Below are 16,115 nucleotides of genomic sequence, written 5' to 3' on the forward strand. Positions count from 1 at the left end.
AAAGCAGTGTCTTCTAATTATTCTCCAAATAAAACTCAAAACGATCACCGACATAGTAGCTACGTACATATTCGAAAGCCTGTCCGTCTTGAAGAAAGGAAATTTGTGTCAGACTTAAGAGGGCATCACCAGTCTTAACCTTGAGGTGCTTGGCTAGACTACTATTGGCCAAACTAGCTGATATGGTCTGCTGACTTTTCCCTATTTCATAGCCATTATCAGTTAATGTCTTGAAGAAATGTTCGGTAATTTCTGATTCCTTGAAACCTCGGATAATCTTCTCAGGGATACTAGCAATCTCATAGGCAACTGGAATGTCATCGGCAAAGCGAACACGCTCCATCCTAATCACATAAGACTGTGGTAAGACACCTAAATTCTTGATTTCAAACTCATTGGGATGTAGACGTTTATAAGAAATGAGCTGACTAGACGGCTTCTTGCCTTGCGCTTTGACGATTTCCGTAAAACTCGTGGTTCCACGCATCTTCTCCTTAACACGACTACTGGCAACGAAGGTCCCACTACCTGGTTTACGCTCCAAAATCCCCTCGTCAACTAACAGTGTTATGGACTGCCGTACAGTCATGCGACTGACATCAAAAGTTTCGCAAAGATCTCGCTCACTAGGAAGACGTTGCCCAATTTTCCAAGTACCTTCATCAATATCTTTTTTTATTTTATCATGTATGCGAATATACGCTGGTAACATCTAATACCCCCTTTGTTATCCCTATTTTACAAAAAAAGTGTCAGAATTGTAAAGGTGATTAAATGACTTGTAGTTTCTCGTATAAATCTAGGTGCTAAGTCCTTAAATTTGTGATACAATGAAAGCATAAGAGTCCTTATGTGACGTAAAAAGAAAGGGTAATAATGACTGACATTTCTACATTGAATGATGTGCAGAAAATCATTGTTCTAGACTATGGTAGCCAATACAATCAGCTTATTGCACGTCGTATTCGTGAATTCGGCGTTTTCTCTGAGTTGAAGAGCCATAAGATTTCTGCTGAAGAAGTGCGCGAGATTAATCCAATCGGTATCGTACTTTCTGGTGGTCCAAACTCTGTATATGCTGATGACGCTTTTAGCATTGATCCTGAGATTTTTGAACTCGGGATTCCAATCCTCGGTATTTGTTACGGAATGCAACTGTTGACTCACAAACTTGGTGGTGAAGTTCTTCCTGCCGGTGAAGCTGGTAACCGTGAATATGGTCAATCAACACTTCGACTTCGTGCTGACTCTAAACTCTTTGCTGGTACTCCTGAAGAGCAGGTCGTCCTTATGAGCCACGGTGATGCTGTTACAAAGATTCCAGAAGGGTTCCATCTAGTCGGTGATTCAGTGGATTGCCCATTTGCAGCAATGGAAAATACGGAGAAAAACTTCTACGGTATCCAATTCCACCCAGAAGTTCGTCATTCCGTTTATGGTAATGATATCTTGAAAAACTTCGCTTTTGGTATCTGTGGTGCCAAAGGTGATTGGTCGATGGCTAACTTCGTAGATATGCAAATTGCACAAATCCGTGAAACAGTTGGTGACCGCAAAGTTCTTCTTGGACTTTCAGGTGGGGTTGATTCATCTGTTGTTGGTGTTCTCTTGCAAAAAGCTATCGGAGACCAATTGACATGTATTTTCGTTGACCACGGTCTTCTCCGTAAAGGTGAGGGTGACCAAGTTATGGAGATGCTTGGAGGTAGATTTGGTCTTAACATTATCCGTGTTGATGCTTCTAAACGCTTCCTAGATCTCTTGGCTGGTGTTGATGATCCTGAGAAAAAACGTAAAATTATCGGTAACGAGTTTGTCTATGTCTTTGATGACGAAGCAAGTAAGCTTAAAGGCGTTGACTTCCTAGCTCAAGGAACACTTTATACTGATATTATTGAATCAGGTACTGAGACAGCTCAAACAATCAAATCTCACCACAACGTCGGTGGTCTTCCAGAAGACATGCAGTTTGAATTGATTGAACCGCTTAATACCCTCTTTAAAGATGAAGTACGTGCCCTTGGTACTGAAATGGGAATGCCTGACGAAGTCGTTTGGCGCCAACCATTCCCAGGACCTGGACTTGCCATCCGTGTTATGGGTGAAATCACTGAAGAGAAACTTGAAACTGTTCGTGAGTCTGATGCTATCCTTCGTGAAGAAATTGCCAAAGCTGGTCTTGACCGTGATGTATGGCAATACTTCACAGTTAACACAGGTGTTCGTTCTGTCGGGGTTATGGGTGATGGCCGTACTTACGACTACACTATCGCTATCCGTGCTATCACTTCAATTGACGGTATGACAGCTGACTTTGCGAAACTTCCATGGGAAGTTCTTCAAAAGATTTCTGTTCGAATCGTTAATGAAGTTGACCACGTTAACCGTATCGTCTACGATATTACAAGTAAACCACCTGCAACTGTTGAGTGGGAGTAAAATATAAACCTAATTTAAAGTGACTTGATTGATCTAACGGCATTTTAAATTGTTTTAAAACGCTAAAATCTAATTACTTATATTTGGTTCCCCACCAAATACCCCACCAGAAAGAAATTCTGGTGGGGATTTTTATATCTTAATTACAAAAATAAACCAATAAGCAATGATATGGGTCAGAAAATTTTTTCCTTTTCTGATGTTCAGTACTAACTCTTACAACATACTTAGACAATAGGGGGAAAATCAAAACACTCAGATTTGTAAAAATTTCACTTTAACCATTTGCTATATTGTTTTCATTGACATTTAGCCCATAAATTTCAAAATCATGATAGGATCCATTATAGAACTCGAATTGGGAAATTTTGCTTCCCTTTTTAAAACCTAAACTGATTGGTATAAACTTACTTTTAACATTATCAACATCTATATAAATCAAAAGCTTATCAATTTTAAATTTGGATGGAATGATTTTTATTAATTCTTTTAATCCCTGCTTTACAAAACCTTGATTTTCATATTTTTCTGATATCCAATATCCAATTTCGGCTTGATATTTTTGTAAATCAATATTATGTATATCTATCATCCCTACTGGTTTCTGATTGACGCAAATTGTTAACATAAATAACTCATTACGCTCCATTTTTTCACGTGCATACTTTATAAACGCTCTTTCATTTTCAATACTTTTCATATCTTCCACCCAAGGAAGCCACTTAGCAAGACGTTCTCGTTCAGTAGAAACAATCTTATATAACCCTTCACTATGGCTTTCGGATATATATAAAAGTTGGCATCGTTTTCCACGTGATTTAAACTCTATGAATAATTCTGAGTCCAAGTTGGTAGAATCCATTTCATACTCCTTGTTATAAATGATAATATTCTTTAACTCTTTATTTACGAAATCATTATATAACTTTTTTACTACTTTTCATATGAATAAAATGTTGTCTATCTTTTTAAGGACAATACATATTACAACAACAAACGAATTTAAGTATAACTAAAATACCTACACACTCAACCCAAACAACTTATAAAACTCACCTTTCCTATCCAATAAGTCACAAAAAGAACCATCTTCAACAATGACGCCTGCTTTCATAAAGAGAATTCTATCGTATCTTTTCAAAATGGTCTCATTCAACTTGTGGGTTACTACAAGTGCAGTTAAATCTTGAATATCCAAGATTGAATTTTCAATTTCAGTAGTTACTTGATTATCCAAAGACGAGGTTGCCTCATCCAATAATAAGATTGGTGTTTTTCGAATCAAGGCACGCGCAATACTAAGTCTTTGTTTTTGTCCACCAGATAGATTTGATCCATTCTCTCCACATAAAGTTTGTAGACCAGATTCATTTTCTAAAACATAACTTTCTAAACCTGACTGATGTACAGCTTGCTTTATTTCCTCATCAGTGAAGGATTGATTAAGAGTAATATTCGCTCTTAAAGTATCATCAAAAATATAAACGTCTTGCTGAACAATAGTCATTAAGTTATAAAGACTCTCTGCTGAAATAGCTTGTATATCTTGATTATCAATTGAAATATGTCCACTTGTTACATCGTAAAAACGCAGTAATAGATTGAGCAAAGTTGATTTCCCACTCCCTGACATTCCTACAATTGCAATTTTTTCTCCTTTTTTAATCTTCAAAGATAAATGATTAAAAATTTTTTCTTCAGCATTAGGATAAGAAAAGTCTATATTTGAAAAAGAAATAACATCATCGAAATATTCTTTCGTTTCACCAGTCTGAAGTTCGGTTACATCTTTTACTTCAAATGCATCTAGTGTTGCCTGACCTTCACGGAATTTACTCATTCCCATACCAACTTCATTTAGTGGCATTACTACAAAATTAACCAGTTGAACAATAGCTGTTACACTTCCAATTGTGGTATGGCCATTAAAAACAAGATACATTCCTCCACCAAAGGCTACCAAAAAAACAATCATCCCTGAAAGCTGCGAAATAACATTAGCTAAAACATCAAATTTCCCTTTTATAAAATTTATTTCATCAAATTTTTCACTTTCATGACTATAATCCTCACAGATAGCATCTTTCACATTAAAACTTTTAATAACCAGAAATCCTGCTAATATATCTTTAACCTTAGCTAAATACTTCTGATCTGCAATCATAGCACTATTTTGTAGAGAGGCTGATTTTTGCCCAATAAATCCTGATATCATCATTGGAATAATGCTAGCAATGATTACTAATAAGGTCAAAAACCAATCACCTATAAACATAGCTAGGAGTGAAAAAATCATTAAGGAAAGGTTTTTTGAAATATTAAAATACTGGTGTAGATAATCTTGCTCGATTTTCTTCATATTTTCGGTTAATACAGAAATAAACTTTCCTGATTTTTCTATAGAAAAGTCTCTATAATCGCTATCTAAAATAGATTGGAACACCTTGTTTTTATATCTTGATATGATTTGCCTAACAAGTTTATTTCTCAATCGAAGAGATATAAAGTTCAGTCCTGCATAGATGAAAATAACAGTAGCTCCTACTAGTACCGCTTGAGTTAAGGCATTTTCATTTTGGGACATACCACTATCAATAATACCTTTAATAGAATAAGCAAAAGCAATATTAGTTAAAGGGACCAGTATATTAAATATCATGAAAGCATAAAAAGCCTTCTGATGATTCTTTATCAATTTTTTCATCCTTAATCTACCTCATAATTCTTAATATCATTTAGAAAATGAGACATAAAATATTCTTCTAAGTTAATATTCTCTCTCCTAATCTCTTTCATAGAGACCTGTTCTACCATTTCTCCATTTTTGATAAAACCAATTTTATCTGCTATCTGTGAAATTTCCGATAATATATGACTCGATATTAGTATTGTAATTCCATGCTCCTTAGAAAGCGACAACAAAAGATTTCGAATTTCTTGAATTCCTATTGGATCTAAACCATTGATTGGCTCATCTAAAATTAACAATTTAGGTTTTGTTAGAAAGGCACGAGCTAAACCAAGCCTTTGCCTCATTCCTAACGAAAAATCTTTTACTTTTTTAGTCGTATTCTTTAATCCGACCATTCTTAAGACTCTTATTACATCTGAATCAGTAATATTTTTCCCCATATACTGAGCGTGAATTTCCAAAATTTCTTTTGCAGTGCAATTATCATAAAAAATTGGTGATTCAATAATACTTCCAATCTGACTTAGGATTTCTTCTCTGTGTTCGTGTAGATTTTTCCCAAAAATTTCAATACTACCTGATGTAATTGTTGATAAGGATAACATACATTTCATTAACGTTGTTTTTCCAGCACCATTCGGTCCTAAAAAACCATAGATTTCTCCTTCAGCAATTTGAAGGTTGATACCACTTAAAATTTCTTCTTTATCAATTGTTTTAAAAACTTCTTTTATTTCAACAATATTTCTCATTTCTATCTCTCTTTCTATATCCAGCTTTAAATGCAAGAATTTTTCTTCAGGAGCATAAATACTAATTTATACAGCTTTTCTTCTAAAGCAATCATCAAAGAATTATCACTTTACTTCCATTAAATTCAGATATACTACTTGATATTAATATCTGATTTTGAAATAGTATAAATTGAACACGAAACAATCATTAAACTTATGAAACTAGCAAATATTAAGAAGAATAAGTTATCAGCAATATTATTAGATAAACTTCCTGGACTTACATTTGAAAGTAATGCTGCTAAACCAAGTCCTGAAAGCATTGTTATAGCTGTTGAATGTTTAATCATACCTAAAACAAATGGTAGTAATCCTATTAGTACTGTTGCAAACGTTATTCCAGCTAAGTTAATTAATTGACTAGCTAGAGGGATATAACTAGATTCAGTTACAACAGCCATGAATCTAATGAATAATTGAATCACTAAATGTGCAGAAAAATGGGCAATAAATGCTATTAGAATGACTGAAATAATTTTTCCCCATAGTAACTTTATTTTAGAAATAGGGTAAGAAAACAACTGAAAAATTGTTCTTCGTTTAAATTCATCAATAATAATCGTAGACAATAAATAAGATTCGAAAATCAAAAATGCTGCTTTTGTAAATAAAGATGAAAACAATGAAGCTACAATTGACCAACCTTCCCATTTACCAGTAATTCTAATAATATTAGAATCCTGTCCAGTGAATTCTCCTAGTTTATTGTCAGTACCTAATCCCATAATAATGATTGCTGTAATACCTAACACTATAAATATAGTACACAACCAAGCTAAAAATAATTTAGATTTAGAAACTTTATTTAATTCAATTTTAATAAGCGACAACATAGATTCTTTCCTCCAAAGCGTAAATAAAGAATAAACTATTCAGACTAATCTCGACAAATATTTAAAAATTAGCTTATTTTTCAGACAATGACACTATACATACTATCGGTATGTATATACCAAAAAGCAAACATACCTACGGTATGTATAATAGATTTTTAATAACACACTTAAGGTATGTTATTTTTTAATTATAAATTATGTAAGATAATTTATTCAATTGATAATACATAAATAGAAATTAGTATTAACAAGAATGTCATGCGACGACTTATTTACTATTTTTTTAAGTGATCGAATAAGTTGAAAATCACCTCCATCATTTCATCAGTAATTAACTGTACTCCTAGACCTTCAAAAGTAAGTTTAATGAAATTCATTTTGCGCTTTAATTCTACTAATGAATAAACGGAAATTTGAAAACCAATCCAAATATTTAGAGTTAAAACAATTAAATCTGCTAGCTCTTCTGGATATTCTGTTTTAATAGACCCATCTTCAACTCCTTCGTAAACTTTTTCTCTAATTTCGGGTAAAAAATCAGAAAATAGACCTAGATACTGCTCTCCTAACAAACGTGGACTTCTTAGCATGATTGAGGCAGAGTAAACGAGCCTTTGGTGTTCAAAATTAGAGAAAGAGTCCATCAAAGAATTTTGTATCTTTTCTAATCCAGTATTTCCTCTCCAATTATAATTTAAAATTTCTTGATTATTTTCGCTAATGATTGTTTGCAGTATATCATATTTAGACTCAAAATGATGATAGATAACACCTTTTGTTAATCCACCTAAGCCATCTATGATATCTTGTATTGACGTATTATCAAATCCTTTTTCTAAAAATAAATTTTTTGAGACCTCTAGTATTTTTTTTCTAGTTTCATGTGAGTTTCTATTCCTTGCCATTTTAGTCCCTTTCTATCATACCGATGGTATGTATTTCTATTGTAGTGGTCGAAACTAATAATGTCAAGTTCTCTTTTGTTCTCTAATTTTTAGTATTCTATTTTTAATCTCAATTTGATTTGGGGTACAAAAATTATCTTTCAAAAACTTATACTGAAATCTTTTATTATTCTTTTTATGTCATACTAGTACTAGAGATAATATAAATTGGAAAAATGATAGAAGAAAAGGCTAAAGAACTTCATTCTAACGGGGGAAGAGTTGACTTTGTATCTAAATGAAGTTTTAAACAAACAAAAATTCCATCGACACAAATAAATCGGTGGAATTTTATTCTGATAAGCTTCTTTCAAAAGTGATTTAGTCTGTTTAAACTGCTCTACTCTTCAAGTAATCGTGACAACTCTATAAGAGAGATATTACCACTTAGTGAAATCCAGTACTTTACGTCCTTGGATTTGTCCTTTTTCCATTTGATCAAAGACTTCTACTGCTGTATCAACAGGAACGGTTTCAACAACTGGTACTACCAAACCTTGTGCACCGAAGTCGAAGGCTTCTTCCAAGTCTTTACGTGTACCTACAAGAGATCCAACAACACGGATACCATCTAGAACTGTTTTAACAATTGAGAGTTCCATATATTCAGATGGTAGACCAACCGCAACGACTGTCCCACCGGCACGTACACTATCGACAGCCTGGTTGAAAGCAACTTTAGAAACAGCTGTTACGACTGCACTGTGAGTACCACCAGTTTTTTCTTGGATATAGCCTGCCACATCTTTAACTTCCTTACCATTTACAACTAAATCAGCACCAGACTCTTTAGCCAAATCAAGTTTATCTTGGTTGATATCAACAGCTACGACTCGTGCATTAAACACTTTCTTAGCGTATTGAATAGCCAAGTTACCTAGTCCTCCAGCACCGTAGATTGCAACCCATTGACCAGGTTCAACTTTAGCCTCTTTAATCGCTTTATAGGTTGTAACTCCCGCACAAGTAATAGATGAAGCTTGAGCTGGGTTAAGTCCTTCCGGAACTTTCACAGCGTAGTCAGCTGTAACCAAGGCATAGTCACTCATACCACCATCCACATTATAACCTGCATTTTTTACAGAACGACAGAGAGTTTCACGACCAGTTGTACAATATTCACAATGGCCACATCCTTCAAAGAACCAAGCAATTGACACACGGTCACCTTTTTTAAGTGTTTCAACACCTTCACCCACTTCTTCAACAATACCAATTCCTTCATGCCCCAAGATGCGACCTGGAACCTTACCAAAATCTCCATGAGCTACGTGAAGGTCCGTATGACAGACACCACAATATTCCACTTTAACCAAAGCTTGACCATGTCCTACTACCGCTGGTTTGTCATGATTAACAACTTCTACTCCTGTACCTTCATTATTAACAACAACTGCTCTCATTTTAGTTACCTCCATATAAGAACTTTAACACCTTCATTGTAGCACTTGCACAACAAATGTCAACGCTTACAATAATCTTTCTCTATCATTTAGAAATTTTCGTGAAAGCCCTTTGTACCAATCAATCATTTCCAAGATACTTGTATTTTCTTACAAGTGTTCTAGAATCCAGAAGGCTGACCTCAAAATGGAAATAATGGTTGCGTCCATCCCTAGCATTCTCTTTATTCAATAAAAAATAGTTCTTCTGACTGATTGCCATTTCTCTTAAAATGTCATCCGTCAAGAAGGTCAGAGGTATATCCATAGCAGAATAGCGATAAAAGTCTTCTTCAAATTTTAAATAGCTAGCAGAAAAATAGTCAATTTGAAGTTTATCATCATAAATTTTTCTCTTCCTCATCTATGTTTTCAACCTCCAAACTAATTCCTAATATATCCTTTGTTAGAATACATTTATGTCGCTTGCAAGATTTTATAGTAACTTGATTAAAATCCAAGTCAACCACATAGCCACTACATCTACAGCACCTACCTTGATCCTTTATCTGGAAATTTCCCAATAATTGACCTGAATAAAGCTGATTTAATAAAGTAAACTTCTCTAAATCATCCAAATGACTCGTAAGATTTTCTTTAGTCTTATCTTCATGTAGGGAACTTGTGTGTTCCGACAAGAAAAAGCCCATCCACTTCATCATTCCCCTATCTTTATGTTCCCTAGCTGATTGAAAGGGAAGGTAACTACGGTCTATCATTTTAAGCCATCTAATCCCCCAGCCGAGTGTCCACCAATAAGCTTACTTCGAGCAAGACTCCTAGATGCCTCCTGTAAAGAAGTTGCTTTTTGAATGGTCGTAAAGCCAAATTCCTGACGAATACTATCTATAGCTGCCTGAAGCCTTTCTTCTTTATCAATGTCATCTGGATTATCAAATAAAGAAAGAATTTGAAGCCCTTCATCTACAAAATTTGCATAAGAGACACTCACACTTCGAACAGCCCCTCCTTGATATTTCTTCCTAAAGAGTGCAATGACATGTCCTATTAATATCCTTGTGTTATTAGCAGGTTCAATCTTCATCTGTGCTTGTAGTGAACGCTTGCCCTCTAACTTTGAAAATCCAATGCTAATGGAAACTTGACAAGCTTTCTTATGAGCCCGTCTTAACCTAATGGCTACCTGTTCCGCCATCTCTCTTAGAATCAATTCAATATCAGCTTGACGCTCATAGTCTCGTGGTAAGATTTGAGAATTTCCTAAGCCATGTGACTTTGGTTTATAAGGTTTATGAACATTACTCTCATCAATACCGTTAGCATGAAAAAAGAGGTCTAAACCTACAATACCTAACTTCTTTTTAAGAATATCAGGATTGCTATTAGCAAGTTCTCGAATGGAGCAAATTCCCAACTTGTTTAGCCGCTTCTCCATCCGCTTACCAATCCCCCAGAAATCAGTCATATGGGAAATATTCCAAACCTTAGTCTCGACATCTTCATAGGACCAGTTGGCTCTCATAGTAGCCGTATGTTTAGCCTCATTATCAAGAGCTAACTTAGCCAATAAGGGATTGCTGTTAGACATTCCAACTGTCGAGTAAATACCTGTCTCCCTCCAAATATCTCTTTGAATACGCCCTGAAATCATATCTAACTTATCTTTTCTAGTAATAGTCCTATCGGGAATAAAGTAATTCAGTGACGACGTGAGATCAATGAAACCCTCATCAATGGAATAGGGAAGAATATCTTCAACACTGGCATAATTCTGGAAAATGTGTTGAATCTGGATATTCTTTTTTATATAGATATCCATTCTAGGAGGAACGATAAAGGTAACCTTGGCCCAAGATTCGATGTAATCTACAAAAGCTCTATCCGTTGGAAGTCCCTGCTTTTTGGCATTATAATAATGAAACTTACGAGAATGAATGTCAAAAGGTAAGTCATAAGAACGACTAACATTTGACTTGCCAAAAACTTGCTTAAATATAGGGGAAGAGGCTAGTATCAAACCATTCGCATTTTCAGCCCTACTCATCACACATAGAGAGGTCTTAAGAGGGTGCAGTCCACGTTCAACACACTCCACACTTGCATAGAAAGATTTCATATCTACAAAAGCAATATCACTTTGCGGTTCTCTTGAATAATCAAAATATCCCATGCTTGCCCTTTCGTTAGTTTATAAACTAACACTAGTATAAATTATAACTTCTTATATTTCAAGTATTTTCCATAAAAAAATAACAACATCCCTTCTAGAATGTTGTTATCCTTCTATTTTTTCCCTTTAACTTGGTCTGTGGCAACATCTTCGCCAAACCACTTGTTAGAAATCTTTTGGAATTCTCCTTTTTTATAAAGGGTTCTAAATCCTTGATTGATTTTTTTGATCAGTGTCTTATCTGCTTTACGAGCACCTACAGCAAAGCTTTCACCCTCGTAACCAGCAGGCATGACATTATACTGATCCAGAACTCCTGATTTTTCTAAGTAGTAATTAGCATACACACGGTCAATCAATAGGCCGTCAATACGTCCACTATCAAGGTCAATCAAGGCCTGAGTAAAGGTCGAATATTGGACTGCTTTTTGGTTGGCGACGATATCCTTCAAAATCTTCGGTGAAGCATTGAAAGCATCATAACCGGAAGAGCCTGCTTGGGCACCTAAGGTCTTACCTGCCATTCCTGCAACAGAATCAATTCCCGAAGACTTTTTGGTTACCAGTACTTGTTCATTGACCATATAAGGTTCCGTGAAGTCCGCAGACTGCTTACGCTCATCCGTGACCGAGTAACCATTCCAAATGAGGTCAATTGTCCCATTCTTCAGTTCTGTTTCTTTCATATCCCAGTCAATAGCCTGCCATTCGACATCGATACCATACAATTTAAAGACTGCAGTTGCAAGATCAATATCAAAACCAACATAGCTACCATCCTTTTCCTCATATCCCATAGGAACAAAGGTTGCATCAAAACCAATTTTGATTTTCTTTTCTTTGGTATAGGTTTGCCACTGATCTTTCTGAGTTGCAAAATGTGAGCGCGAGCTGCAAGCTGATAGCGCAAACAAAGGCAAAATGACAAGACAGCCTAGCAAAATCGTTTTTACTATTTTTTTCATGGAAAATCCTCACTATTTTGGATTGATAGTGACAATCTCATCGGCGATGTGTTGTGCAAACTGCATATCGTGAGTGATAACGATTTGCGTAATCCCAGTCTCACGATTCTGCAAAATCAATTTCTCCACTTCTTGACGCAACTCAGGGTCAAGAGCTGATGTTGGTTCATCATAGCCGACAATTTTCGGATCAATCATCATAGCACGCGCAAATGCAACACGTTGTTTTTGTCCCCCAGAAAGAGAGTAAGGATAAGCATTTCCGTGAGCTCCAAGGCCTAAACGGTCAAGCAGAGCTTGAGCTTTTTTCTGAGCATCCTCCTTAGACATTCCCATCGTCTTAATTGGAGAAAGCGTTAGATTGTCTAAGACTGTTAAATGTGGAAACAGTTGGAAATCTTGGAAGACAAAACCGAGCAAATTACGACTTTCCATCTGATCCAAAGGAATCTCTTCATTTTCATAAATAATTTGTCCTGAATCAATGGTTTCAAGACCTGCTAGCATACGCAAGAGAGTCGTTTTACCACCACCAGATGGTCCGACAATAGCCAAGATTTTTCCTTCTTCTACTGTCAGATTATACTTATCAAAAATTTTGTGTTGACCAAATTGCTTGGAAATATTTTTTAATTCTAACATAAGGTCTCCTATTTATAATAGTTGAATTTCTTTTCGATGTTTTTCGAAGCCACAGTCACAACACCCACAAGGATAAGATAGATAGCTCCGGCCACAAACATCGGTGCTAAGGTCGCATCACGGTTCGCAGCGGTACGACTTTCCAAAAGAAGGTCTCCAACCCCAAGCACATAAACCAATGATGAATCCTTAACCAAGTTAATAATCTCGTTAAAGATACTTGGCAAGACAATCTTGACCACCTGAGGAAGGATAATGTAGCGGATGGTTTGGAAAGGACTAAGTTTAAGCATTTTTGCTGCTTCGTATTGTCCTTTCGGAATAGCCAAGATTCCTCCACGGAAAATCTCTGCGAAATAAGCTGCATAATTAAGTGTAAAAGCAAGAATAGCAGCTGGTAGGCGATCAAAGACAATTCCTACACTCGGAAGAACATAATAAACGAAGATCAATTGTAAAAGGAGAGGCGTTCCACGCATAATCCAAACGTAAAGGGTTAATAACCAATTTAAAGGTTTGAATTTAATCTGCATTAAGAAAGCAAGTACAATCCCTAATGGAATCGACAGTACGATAACAATGAAAAATACTTGAAGTGTGACTACCGCACCGTTCAAAAGGGCTGGTAATACTTCCAAAACGTATGACATATAAACTCCTATAATTATTTAGTATTATTGAATATTATACCAATTTTTTTGAAAAAATGATATAAGATTTTGAAAATAGTAAAAAGGAGTGCGACTAGACCCAATTTTCAAAATGAGTTCATAATCACACTCCTGGGAGACTTAAATAGTCTGTCCTGAGAAACAAACAATACTTAAGTCTAGCATTCCTAAAGCTTATTTTAGATTTTCTTAACAAATTCAGATTTAAGTTTCATAGCACCAAAACCTTCAATCTTACAATCAATGTTATGGTCACCTTCAACCAAACGAATATTTTTAACACGTGTGCCTTGTTTAATATCTTTTGGCGCACCTTTCACTTTCAAATCTTTAATAACTGTAACAGTATCACCGTCAGCAAGACGTGTTCCATTGCTATCAAGAACCACAAGTCCTTCTTCTTCTGCAACTTCGTTTGGATCCCACTCATAGGCACATTCAGGACATACAAGCAAGATTCCATCTTCATAAACATACTCTGAGTTACATTTTGGACAATTTGGTAATGACATAATTCTCTCCTAAGATTGTGATATAGGTACTATTCTACTTTAGATTCTCCAATTAAGCAAGGATAAAAACAAACAACATCCCTTACACTGTAAGAGATGTTAGTATTTTTATTCAACAGTAACTGATTTAGCCAAGTTACGTGGTTTATCGACGTCAAGTCCACGATGAAGTGTTGCAAAGTAAGCAATCAATTGTGTCGGTACAACCATTGAAATTGGTGACAAGTAAGGGTGAACATTATTAAGAACGATGTCATCACCTTCTTTAGCAACATTTTCCTCAGCAATAGTCAACACTTTAGCACCACGTGCTGCTACCTCTTGAATATTACCACGAGTGTGGCTAGCAAGAACAGCGTCAGACAAGAGCGCAATAACAGGTGTACCATCTTCGATCAAAGCAATCGTTCCGTGTTTCAACTCACCTGCTGCAAAACCTTCACATTGGATATATGAGATTTCTTTCAATTTAAGACTGGCTTCCATAGCAACATAGTAATCTTGACCACGACCAATATAGAAAGCGTTACGTGTTTCTGCAAGAAGAGCTGCCACTTTCTCGTCAATGACTTCTTTTTCAGAGAGTGTTGATTCGATAGATTGTGCTACAAGTGACAATTCATGTACCAAGTCGAAAGCTTTAGCTTTTTCATTACCATTAGCCTCACCGACTGCTTTAGCCAAGAAGGCAAGAGCCGCAATCTGAGCAGTGTAAGCTTTAGTAGAAGCTACGGCAATTTCTGGGCCAGCATGAAGAAGCATTGTATGGTCAGCTTCACGAGAAAGGGTAGATCCTGGAACGTTTGTCACTGTCAAACTTGGAATACCCAACTCGTTAGCTTTAACAAGAACCTGACGGCTATCTGCTGTTTCACCTGATTGGCTAATAAAGACAAAGAGAGGTTTCTTGCTAAGGAGTGGCATACCATAACCCCACTCAGAAGAAATACCAAGCTCAACTGGTGTATCTGTCAACTCTTCGAGCATCTTCTTAGAAGCAAAACCAGCATGATATGATGTTCCTGCCGCAAGGATATAGATACGATCAGCCTCTTGAACAGCCTTGATAATATCAGCATCTACAGTCACTTGTCCCTTGTCATCTGTGTAGGCTTGGATAAGCTTACGCATCACTGTTGGTTGCTCATCGATTTCTTTGAGCATGTAGTAAGGGTATGTGCCTTTACCAATATCAGAAAGGTCAAGTTCAGCTGTATAGCTATCACGTTCTTTAACAGTACCATCATAATCTTGGACTTCGACACTATCAGCTTTCACGATAACTAACTCTTGATCGTGAATTTCCATGTACTGATTAGTTTCGCGAATCATAGCCATGGCATCTGAGCAGACCATGTTATAGCCATCACCAAGACCAATCAAAAGTGGTGATTTGTTTTTTGCCACGTAAATTGTTGAGGCATCTTCAGAATCCATAAGAGCGAAGGCATATGATCCACGGATAATATGAAGAGCTTTCTTGAATGCTTCAAGAGTTGACAAACCATCTTCTTCAACAAATTTTCCAATCAAGTGAACTGCAATTTCAGTATCAGTTTGGCCTTTGAAATGGTGACCAGAAAGGTATTCTTCCTTAATTTCAAGATAGTTTTCAATAACACCATTGTGAACCAAAACAAAACGTTCTGTTTCTGAGCGGTGTGGGTGAGCATTATCCTCTGTTGGTTTACCGTGAGTTGCCCAACGAGTATGTCCGATACCTGCAGTACCTTCTACTCCTTCAGTTTTAGCAGCAAGTTCCGCAATACGGCCAACAGCCTTAACCAATTGACTAGATGCATTGCCCGCTACAAAGATACCAGCTGAATCATAACCACGGTATTCTAGCTTTTCAAGTCCTTGAATCAAGATATCAGTTGCATTTGTGTTACCTACAACACCAACAATTCCACACATATTTTTAATAATAACCTCAGATCAAAGAGGTCATATCTCCTTCATTTAAAATTGGTATAGTCAATAAGCTCTTTAAAAAGCTTAACGAGGACAGTATATTCCATATATTTGACATTGTCAAGCATAAAAA

General features: G+C 36.0%; 16 protein-coding genes. 1 reads left to right on the forward strand and 15 read right to left on the reverse strand.

The window, feature by feature from the left end; translation table 11 throughout:
- Positions 1–13 precede the first annotated feature (13 nt).
- Positions 14–712, reverse strand: coding sequence for a GntR family transcriptional regulator (locus tag NYE32_RS05535; RefSeq protein WP_156685101.1), 699 nt, complete (start codon positions 710–712; stop codon positions 14–16).
- A gap of 164 nt (positions 713–876) precedes the next feature.
- Here NYE32_RS05535 and guaA point away from each other — a divergent pair, with 164 nt between their 5' ends.
- On the forward strand, positions 877–2,439 hold the full coding sequence (gene guaA / locus NYE32_RS05540) for a glutamine-hydrolyzing GMP synthase (protein WP_156685102.1): 1,563 nt from the start codon (positions 877–879) through the stop codon (positions 2,437–2,439).
- 277 nt (positions 2,440–2,716) lie between these two features.
- Here guaA and NYE32_RS05545 read toward each other — a convergent pair whose 3' ends face one another.
- From NYE32_RS05545 to glmS, 14 genes are all read right to left on the reverse strand, one after another.
- Entirely contained in the window at positions 2,717–3,301 is a 585-nt protein-coding gene (locus tag NYE32_RS05545; protein ID WP_156685103.1) for a GNAT family N-acetyltransferase, read from the reverse strand.
- A gap of 159 nt (positions 3,302–3,460) precedes the next feature.
- Positions 3,461–5,143 (reverse strand): ABC transporter ATP-binding protein, encoded by a 1,683-nt coding sequence (locus NYE32_RS05550; RefSeq protein WP_156685104.1) that lies wholly within the window; start codon positions 5,141–5,143, stop codon positions 3,461–3,463.
- 2 nt (positions 5,144–5,145) lie between these two features.
- Positions 5,146–5,883: an ATP-binding cassette domain-containing protein gene (locus tag NYE32_RS05555; protein ID WP_156685105.1), complete on the reverse strand. Its 738-nt coding sequence runs from the start codon at positions 5,881–5,883 to the stop codon at positions 5,146–5,148.
- A 134-nt stretch (positions 5,884–6,017) separates the two neighbouring features.
- Entirely contained in the window at positions 6,018–6,758 is a 741-nt protein-coding gene (locus NYE32_RS05560) for an ABC transporter permease (protein ID WP_156685106.1), read from the reverse strand.
- A gap of 278 nt (positions 6,759–7,036) precedes the next feature.
- Positions 7,037–7,666 carry a TetR/AcrR family transcriptional regulator gene (locus NYE32_RS05565; protein WP_156685107.1) on the reverse strand — a complete coding sequence of 210 codons (630 nt, stop codon included), beginning with the start codon at positions 7,664–7,666 and terminating at the stop codon, positions 7,037–7,039.
- A 419-nt stretch (positions 7,667–8,085) separates the two neighbouring features.
- Entirely contained in the window at positions 8,086–9,108 is a 1,023-nt protein-coding gene (adhP, locus tag NYE32_RS05570) for an alcohol dehydrogenase AdhP (protein WP_156685108.1), read from the reverse strand.
- Positions 9,109–9,229: 121 nt separating this feature from the next.
- Positions 9,230–9,511, reverse strand: coding sequence for a DUF5960 family protein (locus tag NYE32_RS05575; RefSeq protein WP_156685109.1), 282 nt, complete (start codon positions 9,509–9,511; stop codon positions 9,230–9,232).
- On the reverse strand, positions 9,489–9,866 hold the full coding sequence (locus tag NYE32_RS05580) for a hypothetical protein (protein WP_156246767.1): 378 nt from the start codon (positions 9,864–9,866) through the stop codon (positions 9,489–9,491). The genes NYE32_RS05575 and NYE32_RS05580 overlap by 23 nt, the downstream gene beginning before the upstream one ends.
- Positions 9,863–11,278 carry a Y-family DNA polymerase gene (locus tag NYE32_RS05585; RefSeq protein ID WP_156246768.1) on the reverse strand — a complete coding sequence of 472 codons (1,416 nt, stop codon included), beginning with the start codon at positions 11,276–11,278 and terminating at the stop codon, positions 9,863–9,865. Before NYE32_RS05585 ends, NYE32_RS05580 begins: the two co-directional genes overlap by 4 nt.
- A gap of 113 nt (positions 11,279–11,391) precedes the next feature.
- On the reverse strand, positions 11,392–12,243 hold the full coding sequence (locus NYE32_RS05590) for an amino acid ABC transporter substrate-binding protein (RefSeq protein ID WP_048790512.1): 852 nt from the start codon (positions 12,241–12,243) through the stop codon (positions 11,392–11,394).
- A 12-nt stretch (positions 12,244–12,255) separates the two neighbouring features.
- Complete coding sequence (locus tag NYE32_RS05595; RefSeq protein WP_014634575.1) at positions 12,256–12,885, reverse strand: amino acid ABC transporter ATP-binding protein; 630 nt, start codon at positions 12,883–12,885, stop codon at positions 12,256–12,258.
- A gap of 8 nt (positions 12,886–12,893) precedes the next feature.
- Complete coding sequence (locus tag NYE32_RS05600; protein ID WP_014634576.1) at positions 12,894–13,535, reverse strand: amino acid ABC transporter permease; 642 nt, start codon at positions 13,533–13,535, stop codon at positions 12,894–12,896.
- A 200-nt stretch (positions 13,536–13,735) separates the two neighbouring features.
- Complete coding sequence (locus NYE32_RS05605; RefSeq protein WP_048790513.1) at positions 13,736–14,068, reverse strand: zinc ribbon domain-containing protein YjdM; 333 nt, start codon at positions 14,066–14,068, stop codon at positions 13,736–13,738.
- 108 nt (positions 14,069–14,176) lie between these two features.
- Positions 14,177–15,985 carry a glutamine--fructose-6-phosphate transaminase (isomerizing) gene (gene glmS / locus NYE32_RS05610; protein WP_339156865.1) on the reverse strand — a complete coding sequence of 603 codons (1,809 nt, stop codon included), beginning with the start codon at positions 15,983–15,985 and terminating at the stop codon, positions 14,177–14,179.
- Between the last annotated feature and the right edge of the window lie 130 nt (positions 15,986–16,115).

The sequence above is a fragment of the Streptococcus sp. FSL R7-0248 genome (assembly GCF_037967965.1).
GTDB lineage: Bacteria > Bacillota > Bacilli > Lactobacillales > Streptococcaceae > Streptococcus.